This window comes from Burkholderia sp. b14, assembly GCF_900156195.1.
Taxonomy (GTDB): Bacteria; Pseudomonadota; Gammaproteobacteria; order Burkholderiales; family Burkholderiaceae; genus Mycetohabitans.
On record NZ_FTPJ01000002.1, the window covers coordinates 450,707 to 463,215 of the forward strand.

A 12,509-nucleotide genomic window follows, 5' to 3' on the forward strand; every position below is an offset into this window, starting at 1 on the left:
CGCGTGTACGAAGCAGTTGGAAGTCGGCGCGGCCCTACATTGGGCGCTTGAGAAACTTGAGCCGATTAACATGGCCCTCGACGATGCCGTTGCCGTAAGGCGTGAGTCGTGCAGCGTGTACGGCATCGTAGTCGTGACCAATGCTTGGCTGCAAACCGCTGCATGCTTGCGGCGCGCCACGTGTGATGCCTTCCCAGCGCAATCGCGCGACACGATGCGGATTGCGCGGTTTCCTGTTAGTCAGTTCGCCACCGATGTCGCGATCGGGCAACCGGTCCAATGGGCGCCGTTGCTCGATGTCGACCAGTAGGGTGCCATAGCGATGAGCGTGTTTGACTGCCCAGTCATCGACACCAACTATGGTAGGGGTGGATGTCGTCGTGACGTATTTTTGACCGTTGCGCTTGAGCAAACGAAGCATCGTTTCGCCGCTGATCGAAATGCCTAGCTGCTGCGCTAGGCGCGCACCTGCGGCGCCACTGAGCGCCAAGCCCACATGCCACAGCACCGTCTGTGCTCGGGCTGTGCGGCGCTGCTGATACGCAGTGAATGGCGCAAGGCATTAGGCGAATGTTCGCCGGCGACACATTGTGTTATCGCAATGAAAGCGCCGCACCTGGATTTCCAGGGTGACGCGATGGCCGCTACACGGTAGATCCTCAACGCGTCGTCGGTATCCTCCGTGTATCCGGGAGCTGGTCGCCCCACACGCCGCGCAGTGCGCAACGAGCCCTTGATGTTTCAGGGCAACGATGAGCCGATGGCCGATCATCTCCCCTCCGAGAATGCGCATGTCGGCAGCGGGTAATAGGCGTTGAAGGAAAGAAAAATTCACGCCGATTATCCGAGTGATTCGGATTGCTTCACGGCGATGTATCCAGACGTGAAGCAGGCTCGCGCCGTGCCGTTTCTGCGCGATGCCGTAGCATGGTACGCCAGCTTGGGTGTGCGCATCTGCAGGCTGCTCACTGATAATGGTTCGGCGTTTTATTCGCGTGAATCCGCTCGGGCCTGTTAGGAACTGGGCATCCAGCACAGATTGACACGGGTCTATCGCCCACAGACCAACGGCAAGGCTGAACGCTTCCTCCGGTCAGCTTTGCGCGAGTGGGCTGATGCCGGGCCTACCCAAGCTGCACGCATTGCCGAGAAGCTTTAACAAGCTGGCAGCACCACTACAATTGGTATCGCGCGCACAGCGCCATCGGAGGCATTGCACCGATGGCAAGACTTTCTGAGTCGAGAAGTTACCTTTTGACACTTCACACGCCAAGTGTGTCCAACCGTTCTTCGCGCCGGAAGCATGATCCTCAAAAAGGTGACGGGCATCGACGCCAGCGGCGAGCAGCGCGCCGCGCTGCAAATCCTTGCTCTGCGATATGCGCATATAGCCAACCAGCATAGGCGGATAACTATCCGAAATAGGCGCATAGCGATGGTGTTGCGCGCACATTTTGAAGGTGCTGCACGGGCGGTTCACGAGGTGAAACAAAGCCTGTCACCAAACCGTTGTTTGCCGACTAATCCGCCAATGCTTCGCAGCGTTGATCTTATGTAATCAAACGATTACAATCGAGTCATGACCTACACGGTGAAATTGCTCGACGAGTTCTCCAGTTGGCTCAAGAGCCTGAAGGACGGACTGACCAGACAGCGCTTGAACAAGCGACTACGGAAGGCGCAGCTTGGTAACTTGGGCGACGTGAAGCCAGTGGGTGAAGGTGTATTTGAGATGCGCGAGCCATTCGGTCCTGGCTGGCGCATGTATTATGTCCAGCGCGGTGAGACGCTCATCGTGATGCTGGGCGGTGGCAACAAGTCGACTCAGCAGGCTGACATTCACCGGGCGATTGCGTTAGCGAATTCTTTGGAGGATTGACCATGACCCAGCGAATCAAAGTTTCCCAACTTCCCGAGTTCGATGCGGCCGAGTACCTGAACAGCGAAGAGGATGTCGCGTCGTACCTAACAAGTGTTCTTGAAGAGAATGATCCAGCGCTGCTGGCCGCAGCCCTTGGTGACATCGCCCGTGCTCGGGGGATGGCGCAGGTGGCCAAAGACTCTGGCATCGCACGCGAAGCCCTGTACAAAGCGCTTCGGCCTGGCAGCGCGCCGCGCTTTGAGACGATCAGCCGCGTTTGTGCTGCCTTGGGCGTGCGCCTGGTGGCACAGCCGCTGCATTGACGGAAATTTTTGTGGTTTCCGGCTTACAACCCGAGGTTCAGCTAACTCATCAGCTCATCTCGTGCTACCCGCGCATAATACTTTGCGGTTTTTCTACGCAGCTGGATCTGCGTTTTTCTTGTCAGACGCCGTCGTGCCGTGCGCCATGAATTGCCCCGCGGCTGGACCAAAAAATCAACGACGGCCCGCGTCCGGCTCGCTACGTGGGCACCCGGCCTGACCAGTTCCGGCGACGCCGGCACGACCTGCGCGTGTTGCCCTTTACACAAAATGTCAAGTCACCACTGGTCCTGCCCATCCGGGGACAGGTGCCGACAGAAGTTGCCCATGGTGCCGCTGGCGACCTCGGAGAGGCACAGGCCTTGCCAAGCAGCGAGCCGCGGCCACCGCGCACGCGGCGCTGCTCGCTGCACAGGCGCGCCTGCCGGAACTGGAGCCCGCGCTGGCGGCGGCTGAGGCAGCATGCATGAGCGCCGCACCAGCGCGCGCCTGATCAAGGAACGGGATGCGGCGGTGCGACGCGCCGACGAAAGTGATGTGCAGCGCCGCGCTGAGCGGCAAGCGCTGCAGGCGCAATTGGGGGACGCACGCCAGCACATTGGCATGCTGGAAGGCAGCTTAGCCGCGCTGCAGCGCGCGAACGCCGACGCTGAAAAAGCGCGGCGCGTACGGCAGCGCAGACCCACCCAGTCCGCATCAGGCCAGACCTCGGGCCCGATTAGGCGGCCGCGGCCGCGCCCGCCCACGCGTGCGCTCAAAAAGACGCCGTGACGCCGTCACCGACATTCGCTTTTTATACAAAGGCTCATGTGGCCGCAGGCCGGTTAGCAAGCATAGGTCAGCCTATCGCCGATCTCGGGCAAGCCTCGAATCATCATCGCTCCGGAGGGCACTGGGCGGCAGAAGGCCAAGATAACGGGATGCCATCGCCTGAACGCCATGTCACGGATCGGCGTAATCTAGCCGGGGATGATCGGCATAATCAGGCCAGTTGGAATGGCCCCGAAACGCGATTTTGAAGGGTTTCAAGGATGCGGTTTTTTGCCTGATTCTGCAATGGCAATTTTGCATGGAGCGCATCAGAACTGGGTATTCCAGCGGGCTCACGGCCGATAACCAATCGGCGGGCGCAATCTCGCCGACGCTCCCATCGGGTATCTTCATTGTAGATATGCGGTGCTTGCCAATCACGTGGCGTGTATCTACAATGGATAAACGTTAGGAGATGGCAATGGAACTCAAGATTCACAAATGGGGCAATAGCGCGGCAGTTCGTCTGCCGAGTGTGCTGCTTGAGCAGATCAACGCCTCGGTCGGCAGTTCACTAAACGCCGACGTGCGCCCGGATGGCGTGATGCTGACCCCGGCCCGCCGTAAGTATTCGCTGGACAACCTTGTTGCCCGGTGCGACCCGAAGGCGCCTCTTTCGGGCGACATGGCGGCATGGGGCGAGATCAAACCGGTGGGGCGTGAGGCGTGGTGAGGCAGGTCAAGTTCGAGCGGGGCGATATCGTGCGCGTGAGCCTGAATCCGACTGTCGGGCGAGAGCAGCAAGGCGATTTTCGTCCGGCGCTCGTTCTCTCTCCGGCGGCGTTCAACGCCTTGGGCGTGGCGCTCGTTGCCCCAATCACCCAGGGCGGCGAATTGGCTCGCTTTGCTGGGTTCGCCGTACCGCTTTCTGGTTCTGGAACCGAGACGCAAGGTGTTGCGCTCGTCAACATGGCGCATATGCTCGACTTGGAGGCGCGCGGCGCGCGTAAGGTCGAACGCGCGCCGGTTGAAGTGGTTGAGGACGCACTGGCTCGGCTTCAGACGATTATCGAGTGAGGAAAACGCGATAAGCAACAAGGTCTGAAACCTGATGTACGCGCTGGGCAACACGAAGCGGTTGATCGGCGAGGCGAACCATCCGCAAGCGAGCCAGTCTGCAAAGCGCTTGCGTCATCAATAAGAACGGCTGGCGTGTCTGGATCGAGCATCATAAGACAGGCGAGCGGTTGTACGATAGCGAGCGTGAAAAGGCGCATCGCCAGGCGGCTCAGTGGTAATGGAAAACAGGGAACACGAGTTCTTTGTCGGTCCGATCGAGCCGCCATTTGCGACACCTGATGACCTAGCCGGCCGAAAGTACGGCGAAGAGCTGTATTTGCAGGAGGCGGTGGGCACGGCGGTAAGTGACCAACGGTAGGAAACAGGACAAGGACAATGCTTGAGCAAATGACGCCCTGATCGAGCTAGTAGCGCGCATGGAATAGGCGGGCTTTCGCGCACTGCCGGTGACAGCGGTACACGCTGCGGCAGTGCGCGACCTGCCTGATACTCACCGTGATCCGTTTTGAGATGTGGGTAATTGCAAGGAAGACGTAACGCTTACGCTCGAGGAAGTCTGTATTACCGTTCATCGAGAACAGTATCGGGCACATCTGAAGCTGCGCTGGCGCGGCGGCAAGCTCACCCAATGTGACGTCGCGCTGCCTCGTTCGCGACCCGCTACGATTCGCACCGACGAAGATACGCTTGCCCTCGTGCGACAACTGGCGCAATACTATCCCGATCGGCACGGCACGGCGAATGGCGTTATCCACTCCACCAGCGCGTCGGCGTTGACCCGCGAAAGCCTGTTCGCGCACGTCATGCAGCAGCCGATCAATGGTGGCGGCGCTGATCTGACTCAGCCGTTGGCGAACTTGCTTTGATAGCGTCAGGTGAGCATGCCGTGCCATCGCATCGGTCAGCGTTGCAATGAGCACCTTCAGTCGTTTGCCGCAGATCCGATCGGCCGCCTCCCATAGCGTGATCAGCGCGGCCCGCACCTGATCGTCGTAGCGTCGCTGGGGGCCGGGCTTCGTCCTCGGCGGCACAGGCTCGCGGCACAGCACACGGATGAATAGGCGCCGACAATCATCCCGGTCGACCGGCCAAGATGATTGTCGGTAAACCAGCCAGCCATTCTGCTTGACGCTATCCAGACTACCCAATTAAGACCAGGCCTCGATGCGAGTCGCTATTTCAGGGGAAAGTGCGGCGTGTTCATTGAGCGCGTTATTTACGTTCGCCACTACAAGGCCACCTCAGCGGCAAGTGCGTCCCACGGCGCTGTCAAGCGGCCGTTTTCCCGCACGACCAGACCGGCAACTTCTAGCGCTGCCACATCAGCATGCACGCGCTTGTAGTCACGCGATAAAGCGCAGGCCAAAGCTTTGACGCTATCGGCGCCTTCTCGGTGCAAATAGCGTAGCAGCTCCAGCCGTTTGGGCGTCAGCGCCGCCACCATTTCCTGCCACGAGAGAAACGTGACGTGACTTTCCTTAAAATGCTCACCTCTGGCCGCGCGCTCAAAGGCATTCACGAACCGCTGTCCCATATCACGCGCGCCGCTTACATGGACTGTCAGTTTGCTCATTTTCCGCTCCTTTCGCGTTCAACATCCCCTAAAAAGTCCCTCACCATCTGTTCTGCCGTCGAAAAAACGTAGGGCACTTCGCGATCACGATAGTGGCGATGGTCGCCCTTGCCACGTTCATTATTGTAGCCAATGATTCTTACGCCGCCCTGACCATAGAACAGGCTGTATTTCAAACCATGGGGTCTTTCCGCATCACATTCGGGCAATCGCCAGATCCGCATTTCAAGGATGGCTCCGTCCGGATAAGCCATTCGATCTTCAAATAACAGCGTCGCCTTCTTTTTCATATGGCGTATTTTGCCATACCATAAATTATGGCGTCAACCGTCATACTGTCGGGCATAGCCCGCCGCAGCGCATCTGCTGCTCATATGCCTCACAGTAACGCCAAGCATCGACTTCGTCGCGGGGCTACTCGTAGCGCTCACGCCGTTGCAGGCCGATGCTTGGCTGGCTGACAGCCGTACTGGCTTGGATGACAGTGTGCGGGATTCATGGGCGTAATCCTTGACAGCTGCATTTGGGTTGCATTGGCCGCAAAAACGCTTGACTCGCGAACCGTGATCGAGCTCGCTGGCGACGTACCGGGTGTTCATCTCGGCCGTTTCGTTGAGCGAACTCGGCGTGCGCGGTCTATCCACAACAGCTCGATCGGCGCCCGATTCGTGCGGTGTCGCGGCAAACTGCCACGGCATGCATCGCATCACCGGTTACGCCTTTGAGCCAGCAGCGCCGTATTCCATGATCCTGTTTGACATGCCCGATGATCGGCTCGACGGCTTGACGCCGCCATCCACGCCACGAAAGCCCAGATTGGCCTGAGGCGGGAGGCGACCATTCCATCGATAAAGCTACTACATCCCTAAGATGCGATAATATAGATTATGTAAATTATGATATCGTCAAGAAACTTAAACTCGCAACGTATCGCTGCGCGCCTCTCCCTACTCTTCGCTAGAGCGTGTTGTGAACCTGTATGAACCTGCATGAGTAAGGTCGACGATTTTGGGCAGCATCAAGCAGGCACAGGCGAGGAAATGGAAATCGGCGAGTGTTTGAGGCCAACGTTCATAGTTGCGAGCGAGGCGTCGAAAGCGAGCCGCCCATGCGAAACTGCGTTCGGCCGTCCAGCGCCTGAGCAACAGCACGAAGCCCTTACAGTACGTACGCCGGATGCCGGCGTCATGCGCAATCGCTTCAAAACAGCCCGCTCGCACCCAGCGCTGCGTCTGTTGGTAGACCGCTTCCCAGGGGGCAGGTCGTTTGACAGCATACGTCACGGTGCACCACTCCTAATCAGACTAACCTGTCCGGATTTTATGAGCGAGGCATATCATGAAAATAAAAGTCATGGATGTGTGCATCCAATTCGTCCAATTGTCTCGGCTAGTGCCGAGCCGCTCAGCCACGCGTCACGACTTGAGCTTACCCGCCATAAAACTCACGCTCGCAACGTATCGCTGCGCGCCGCTACCCGCTAGCCTGCTGCACAGCTTCGCTGCGCGTGGCGTCTTCTTGACTTATCGCTGAGCTTGCCGATGGAATTTGATCTGAACACTGCTTTAAACGACTCGTCTGCCTACGTTTGCACATTGGCATCTGTCCCATCACCCACCGCGCCGTCACCGTCGCCGCAACCGCCCCGCGCCGCGTGGGCAAACCCACGGTTCAAGCAGCCCACCACTTACCAGGACCTGCCAACCGAGGTCATCGCGCGCATTGGTGACTACGTGCCCGTTCAAGACGTGATACCGTTTTCCACCGTCAATCGACGCACATATCATGCGATGCAGACCAGACGCCTGGTGCACCGCTATTGGCAGCGGGCTCAACAAGCCGTGAGTCGTGAATCGGTCAACCAGTTGCTCAATGAAATGGACGGCACGCTCGCCAATCCAGCGCAGCACGCCGAACCCCTGGACGCACTGCGCCAACGGCTGCGAGCGTTGCCTGAAGGAGACTGCGCCGACGTGTTCAAGCGTGTATTCGCAGCCGCACAGTGTATCCCGCAAGAAGGCGTGCAGATACAAAAAGCGCTGTTGCTCATGCACCGGGATTTCGCCTATGACCGCGTATGGACTGAACTCTTTGACTTTGCCTACGCGCTGGTCGAGCAGCGTAAGCCAGGACAAGACAATGTGTGGCCAGAACTGGCGCTCGGGTTGTCAAATTTCTCGATCCATACTTCTGACACGCCCCACTTTGCTCAGCGGTATTACGCGCTGCTGGCACGGCTGCCGTCGCTGAGCGTGGCCGAGCAGGAGCAGATCATCCCGACAATGTGCCGCTTATTGCTTAAATTCAGACAGTCAGACCCGCGCGTCCCCCAACTCCATGCGCTCCTGCAAGACTACGCATTACGCCTGCCCCGGTCCCATCAAGGCTCGTCGGCCGGCGCGTTGGGAAGTTACATTTGGTTTTTGCCGGAAGCGGAGCAACCCGTGCGGTATGCGCAAGTGCGCGATTGGGCTCTATCACTGCCTGATGATCAGTGGGCGGTCGCACTGCGCCATTTACCCGCAGGACTCGATGGGTTGTCCACCAGGCAACAAGAGCAAGAGCTTGCGTTGCTTGAGCGCCATTTGGCGCGCGTACCCGCGGCGCAGCGTGTTTCAGCAGCATTAGGGCTAATTAGGTGTGTCCCTTTGATGAACGACACGCTGGCACAGCGGGTCTGGCAGCAAGGACTGAGTCTATTGAAGGGTACGGACGAAGCCACTTTATGGAAAGTACTGAACGAGCTTCGCGGGCATTGGGTGCTATCTGGATTAGAACGGCATACCATGGTTCAAAAGTGTGCCCGATTAATTGTCCCTTCAGTGGTATCCGTCCAGCTTTGGTACTCCTGATCCAGGCCCTCCCATCTCACAACGACGTCGATCATGGGCTCAAGCGGCATCGTACGATGGACGTGCCAGCGCAGCGCCAACCTCGAAGCGGACTGCACACCGATCTCGAGACATTCTCCTTGACGATTACTCAAACTCGACGAGCGCCGGCAGCATGCGCACCGGGCACCCTTGCACGAGGTCGCAACCCGCGTCGAGCAGCCAGGCGAATTGCTCTAGGCTTTCCACGCCTTCGGCCACGACCTGAGGGTCGAAGCGATGCGACATCAAAATGCACTGTTCGTGCCGCTAGGCGGCGGACTGCTGTCCAGGACGGCGCTCGCTGCATTGTGAGTTGTTCGGTGTCAAGCGGAAAGCGGGCAACGACGGACAATAATCGTTGCGCAGCGGCTCACGCGTGCGCATCGACACACCAAAGACTCTCGCGGACGGCTCGCAGACGCAGCAACTGGGGCAATTGACCTTCCCGATCATTCAGCGCGACATCACCGATATCGAGATCGCATCGGACGATGAGTTGATCGTTGCCTCCGGTTTTTTGCATCAAGGATGAAGATCGTCGTCGAGCCGACGGGTTACCTGGGCTTTGCAGCGGCCCGCTGCGTCGCGGGCCGCTTCACAAGCAAGTGTATCGGCGTGCTGCTCAGCGGGGGCAACATGGGCCTGGATCGATACGCCGCACTGCTGGCGCAATAGTGCGGCCGCACTCAACCATCGCGCGCCGGGGGGCGCGGGCACGGGGTCTGCTTCGCCATGGCGCGACGTCCAACCGCGGACGTCGTTGCCGCGATGGAGGAACTCGCATGTTAGGCTTGTCCGCGCTGGATTTGGCGCGCTTTCAGTTCGCTTTTACGATCTCTTTCCATATTCTCTTTCCCACCATCACGATTGGCCTGGCGAGCTATCTGGCCGTGCTCGAGGGATGCTGGCTGCGCACGCGCAACATCGTCTACCGCGACCTGTATCAATTCTGGATCAAGATCTTTGCCGTCAACTTCGGCATGGGCGTGGTGTCGGGCATCGTCATGGCCTATCAGTTTGGCACCAACTGGGCGGGTTTTTCGCGCTTTGCCGGGGGCGTAACCGGCCCGCTGCTCGCCTACGAGGTACTGACCGCGTTTTTCCTCGAGGCGGGATTCCTCGGCGTCATGCTGTTCGGGTGGAACAAGGTCGGACCGGGATTGCATTTCCTGTCAACCATCATGGTTGCCGTCGGGACGCTAATTTCAACGACATGGATCTTGGCCTCAAACAGCTGGATGCAAACTCCGCAGGGATATCAGATCATCGACGGGCACGTCGTGCCCGTCCACTGGCTGCAAGTCATCGCCAATCCATCGTTCCCGTACCGCCTCGTGCACATGAGCCTGGCCGCGTTTCTGGCCACCGCGTTGTTCGTGGCCGCATCGGCCGCTTGGCACCTGCTGCGCGGCCACGACAATGCCGCGATCCGCAAGATGCTATCGATGGCGATGGGCATGATATTGGTCGTCGCACCGATCCAGGCCGTGGTGGGCGACGCACACGGACTCAACACGCTGGAACATCAACCAGCCAAGCTTGCTGCCATCGAAGGCCACTGGGAGAACCGCGGAAACGAAGCCGTACCGCTGATCGTCTTCGGCTGGCCCGACATGCAACGCGAGCAGACCCGTTATGCGCTCGAGATCCCGCACTTGGGCAGCCTGATCCTGGCACATAGCTGGAACAAGCAATTCCAGGGCTTGAAGGCGTTTCCCCCAGACGAGCGGCCGAATTCGACTGTGGTGTTCTGGACCTTTCGTACGATGGTCGGCCTCGGACTGTTGATGATTGCGCTGGGCGCATGGAGCCTGTTCTTGCGCCGCCGCGCACGCCTATACTACTGTCGCGCATTCCTGCGCTGCACGCTGGTGATGGGGCCGGCCGGACTGGCCGCCGTACTCGCAGGCTGGCTGACCACAGAAATCGGTCGGCAGCCTTGGGTCGTGTATGGCCTGCTGCGAACCGCCGATGCGGTGACGCCACATCCGGCGCCGGAAATACTGCTGTCGGTGGTGTTGTTCGTCGTGTCATATTTATTCGTCTTCGGGGCTGGATTGGCTTATATCCTGCGGCTGATCCGTCAGGGCCCCCAGCTGCAACCCGATACTGGGCCGCCCACGGGCGGCCCGGGACAGCTGCACACCCCGGCGCGACCGCTGTCCGCCGCGCACGAGAACGAACGTCGAACGGCCACGATGGGCGACGTCGGGAGATAAAAACAATGGGTTTCGACATTTCTCTGGTCTGGGCCGTGATCATCTTTGCCGGCGTGATGATGTATGTCGTAACTGACGGCTTCGATCTCGGTATCGGCCTGCTCTTTCCTTTCGTGCCGAACCGCACGGAGCGTGACTTAATGATGAACAGCGTCGCGCCGGTTTGGGACGGCAATGAAACCTGGCTGGTGCTGGGCGGTGCCGGGCTGCTGGCCGCGTTTCCACGAGCCTATGCGATTTTGCTGAGCGCGTTGTATCTGCCGCTGATTTTCATGCTACTCGGCCTGATCTTTCGCGGCGTGGCGTTCGAGTTCCGTTTCAAGGCCAACGACCGCGAGCGCCCCATCTGGGACATCGCATTCGTGGTTGGCTCGTTGCTCGCGTCATTCTTCCAGGGCGTAGCGCTGGGCGCGTATATCGACGGCGTGAAGGTCAACGGCGATGCGTTCGCTGGCGGCGCCCTCGATTGGGTCAAGCCGTTTGCACTCTTTTGCGGACTTGGCGTGGTCGCGATCTATGCACTGCTGGGCGCGACATGGCTGATCATGAAAACCGAACATACGTTGCAACGCACGATGATCGGCATAGCGCGGCGGCTCGCATGGCTCGTGCTCGCCGCGATCGCGATTGTCAGCATCTGGACGCCAATCGCCCATCCCCACATCGCACAGCGCTGGTTTACGCTGCCTAACCTGCTTTGGTTTTGCCCCGTCCCATTGCTGGTGCTGCTTTCCGTTTATGTTCTCCGACGCTCGTTGAGCCACACGCCGCACGCCGGTCCGTTCCTGTGCGCGCTGGCGCTGATGTTCTTAGGCTACACCGGGCTGGCAATCAGCATCTGGCCGAACATCGTGCCACCGTCGCTATCGATCTGGGACGTGGCCGGTCCGTTGCAGAGCCAGGGCTTTACACTGCTCGGCACCCTGTTCATCATCCCGTTCATCCTCGGCTACACGACGTGGTCGTACTATGTGTTCCGGGGCAAGGTACATCCTGGCGAGCACTACCATTGATGCCAACATCCCGTCAAAACCGCATGCCGGCTTGGATTAAGCGATTGGCTTGGTTGATCGCACTATGGACGACCGGCGTCACCGCGTTGGCCGTCGTCGCTGGTGCATTGCGCATCGCGATGCACGCAGCTGGGTTGTCCTCCTGAGCTGGCCAACATCCGCACACGCCGTCACCTGTGTGCATAGTTGCAAACGAAATACCGACAGACATGTGTAGTGGTTGACAGCACAACACGGCTCGTGCGGTCGCCATCTGGCAACCTTGAATCGCGCCTGCCCTGTCAACGCATCAAACTGCTCATGACGCAATGCCCGCTATACGTGTTAGAGGATCGGCCCACCCCGATCGCTGCTGTCGTTACACTCGTGTGCACGCTGGAGGACCAGGCAATCGTCGCATCGTTCCAAGTCCCCAGGCTGGTGAAGCTGGCCGACCTGTCGACGATGACAGTCAAAGCCCAGGCCGCAGAGGCCGATGTGAGCTGGATCTAGCCCCCGCCAGAGAAAATCAACAACGCGGTATTCTTCTACACGCTGTTCGACGTGCTGAATCCGGACCGCACACAATAGGTGGATATGACGGCGCAGGTCGCCATTCTGCTCGACGACGCTCGTGACGCATGACGCTACCGCAATGCCCTTGATGGCACTGACAGCCGAGGCCAGGGCGGCTGCTACGAGGTAGGCGTGCTGCACGCCAACGCTGATGAACCTCCTGAGCTACCTGGACCTGCGCAACAGCGGCCCGTGCCAGGTGCGGGACCACAATGTTCGGGCTGGCCGCCGCCGCGCTAGCCGGCGTAGTCCATTGGCGCGG

The 12,509-nt window shown here is 59.4% G+C and carries 19 protein-coding genes and 3 pseudogenes; 14 read left to right on the forward strand and 8 right to left on the reverse strand.

Annotation, left to right across the window (positions count from 1 at the left end):
- Positions 1–34: 34 nt before the first annotated feature.
- Together B0B13_RS17635 and B0B13_RS17640 are read right to left on the reverse strand one after the other, a co-directional pair.
- A complete protein-coding gene (locus B0B13_RS17635) occupies positions 35–508 on the reverse strand; it encodes a transposase (protein ID WP_139337288.1) in 474 nt (157 codons plus the stop codon).
- Between the two features lie 54 nt (positions 509–562).
- Entirely contained in the window at positions 563–793 is a 231-nt protein-coding gene (locus B0B13_RS17640; RefSeq protein WP_139337289.1) for a transposase family protein, read from the reverse strand.
- 69 nt (positions 794–862) lie between these two features.
- Here B0B13_RS17640 and B0B13_RS03180 point away from each other — a divergent pair.
- The 5 genes and pseudogenes from B0B13_RS03180 to B0B13_RS03200 form a co-directional block, all read left to right on the forward strand.
- Positions 863–1,269 (forward strand): annotated as a pseudogene (locus tag B0B13_RS03180) (integrase core domain-containing protein); the annotation flags it as partial.
- A gap of 34 nt (positions 1,270–1,303) precedes the next feature.
- A complete protein-coding gene (locus B0B13_RS19940; RefSeq protein ID WP_170872320.1) occupies positions 1,304–1,558 on the forward strand; it encodes a hypothetical protein in 255 nt (84 codons plus the stop codon).
- A gap of 21 nt (positions 1,559–1,579) precedes the next feature.
- Positions 1,580–1,879: a type II toxin-antitoxin system RelE/ParE family toxin gene (locus B0B13_RS03190; protein WP_076794310.1), complete on the forward strand. Its 300-nt coding sequence runs from the start codon at positions 1,580–1,582 to the stop codon at positions 1,877–1,879.
- Between the two features lie 2 nt (positions 1,880–1,881).
- Positions 1,882–2,184, forward strand: coding sequence for an addiction module antidote protein (locus tag B0B13_RS03195; protein WP_170872344.1), 303 nt, complete (start codon positions 1,882–1,884; stop codon positions 2,182–2,184).
- 462 nt (positions 2,185–2,646) lie between these two features.
- Positions 2,647–2,955, forward strand: a complete 309-nt coding sequence (locus B0B13_RS03200) for a hypothetical protein (RefSeq protein ID WP_076794313.1) — start codon at positions 2,647–2,649, stop codon at positions 2,953–2,955.
- 171 nt (positions 2,956–3,126) lie between these two features.
- Here the strand turns inward: B0B13_RS03200 and B0B13_RS18655 are convergent, their stop codons facing one another.
- A complete protein-coding gene (locus tag B0B13_RS18655; RefSeq protein ID WP_139337241.1) occupies positions 3,127–3,348 on the reverse strand; it encodes a hypothetical protein in 222 nt (73 codons plus the stop codon).
- A 67-nt stretch (positions 3,349–3,415) separates the two neighbouring features.
- On the opposite strand from B0B13_RS18655, the gene B0B13_RS03205 reads away from it, so the two are divergent.
- From B0B13_RS03205 to B0B13_RS18660, 3 genes are all read left to right on the forward strand, one after another.
- On the forward strand, positions 3,416–3,667 hold the full coding sequence (locus tag B0B13_RS03205; protein WP_076794587.1) for an AbrB/MazE/SpoVT family DNA-binding domain-containing protein: 252 nt from the start codon (positions 3,416–3,418) through the stop codon (positions 3,665–3,667).
- Positions 3,661–4,011: a type II toxin-antitoxin system ChpB family toxin gene (locus B0B13_RS03210; protein WP_076794314.1), complete on the forward strand. Its 351-nt coding sequence runs from the start codon at positions 3,661–3,663 to the stop codon at positions 4,009–4,011. Before B0B13_RS03205 ends, B0B13_RS03210 begins: the two co-directional genes overlap by 7 nt.
- Before the next feature lie 220 nt (positions 4,012–4,231).
- Positions 4,232–4,372 (forward strand): hypothetical protein, encoded by a 141-nt coding sequence (locus B0B13_RS18660; protein ID WP_212667343.1) that lies wholly within the window; start codon positions 4,232–4,234, stop codon positions 4,370–4,372.
- A gap of 46 nt (positions 4,373–4,418) precedes the next feature.
- Here the strand turns inward: B0B13_RS18660 and B0B13_RS19020 are convergent, their stop codons facing one another.
- The 4 genes and pseudogenes from B0B13_RS19020 to B0B13_RS17660 form a co-directional block, all read right to left on the reverse strand.
- Positions 4,419–5,045: a hypothetical protein gene (locus tag B0B13_RS19020; protein ID WP_286137220.1), complete on the reverse strand. Its 627-nt coding sequence runs from the start codon at positions 5,043–5,045 to the stop codon at positions 4,419–4,421.
- A gap of 197 nt (positions 5,046–5,242) precedes the next feature.
- Entirely contained in the window at positions 5,243–5,587 is a 345-nt protein-coding gene (locus B0B13_RS03220; protein WP_076788131.1) for an HVO_A0114 family putative DNA-binding protein, read from the reverse strand.
- A complete protein-coding gene (locus B0B13_RS03225) occupies positions 5,584–5,877 on the reverse strand; it encodes a toxin-antitoxin system TumE family protein (RefSeq protein WP_076794316.1) in 294 nt (97 codons plus the stop codon). The genes B0B13_RS03220 and B0B13_RS03225 overlap by 4 nt, the downstream gene beginning before the upstream one ends.
- A gap of 657 nt (positions 5,878–6,534) precedes the next feature.
- Positions 6,535–6,747 (reverse strand): annotated as a pseudogene (locus tag B0B13_RS17660) (hypothetical protein); the annotation flags it as partial.
- 381 nt (positions 6,748–7,128) lie between these two features.
- Between B0B13_RS17660 and B0B13_RS03240 the strand changes: the two are divergent.
- Positions 7,129–8,439: a hypothetical protein gene (locus B0B13_RS03240; RefSeq protein WP_237574089.1), complete on the forward strand. Its 1,311-nt coding sequence runs from the start codon at positions 7,129–7,131 to the stop codon at positions 8,437–8,439.
- A gap of 126 nt (positions 8,440–8,565) precedes the next feature.
- On the opposite strand, the gene B0B13_RS03245 is transcribed toward B0B13_RS03240, so the two are convergent.
- A complete protein-coding gene (locus B0B13_RS03245; protein ID WP_083703600.1) occupies positions 8,566–8,706 on the reverse strand; it encodes an EAL domain-containing protein in 141 nt (46 codons plus the stop codon).
- Positions 8,707–8,709: 3 nt separating this feature from the next.
- Between B0B13_RS03245 and B0B13_RS19025 the strand changes: the two are divergent.
- The 5 genes and pseudogenes from B0B13_RS19025 to B0B13_RS18665 all read left to right on the forward strand — a co-directional run.
- A pseudogene (locus B0B13_RS19025) lies at positions 8,710–9,135 on the forward strand (pyridoxal-phosphate dependent enzyme); the annotation flags it as partial.
- 107 nt (positions 9,136–9,242) lie between these two features.
- Positions 9,243–10,679: a cytochrome ubiquinol oxidase subunit I gene (locus B0B13_RS03250; RefSeq protein WP_076794319.1), complete on the forward strand. Its 1,437-nt coding sequence runs from the start codon at positions 9,243–9,245 to the stop codon at positions 10,677–10,679.
- Positions 10,680–10,684: 5 nt separating this feature from the next.
- Positions 10,685–11,692, forward strand: coding sequence for a cytochrome d ubiquinol oxidase subunit II (cydB, locus tag B0B13_RS03255; protein ID WP_076794321.1), 1,008 nt, complete (start codon positions 10,685–10,687; stop codon positions 11,690–11,692).
- Entirely contained in the window at positions 11,692–11,838 is a 147-nt protein-coding gene (locus B0B13_RS03260) for a DUF2474 domain-containing protein (RefSeq protein WP_076794323.1), read from the forward strand. The genes cydB and B0B13_RS03260 overlap by 1 nt, the downstream gene beginning before the upstream one ends.
- A gap of 154 nt (positions 11,839–11,992) precedes the next feature.
- Positions 11,993–12,184, forward strand: a complete 192-nt coding sequence (locus B0B13_RS18665) for a hypothetical protein (protein ID WP_076794325.1) — start codon at positions 11,993–11,995, stop codon at positions 12,182–12,184.
- The last annotated feature ends 325 nt before the right edge of the window (positions 12,185–12,509 follow it).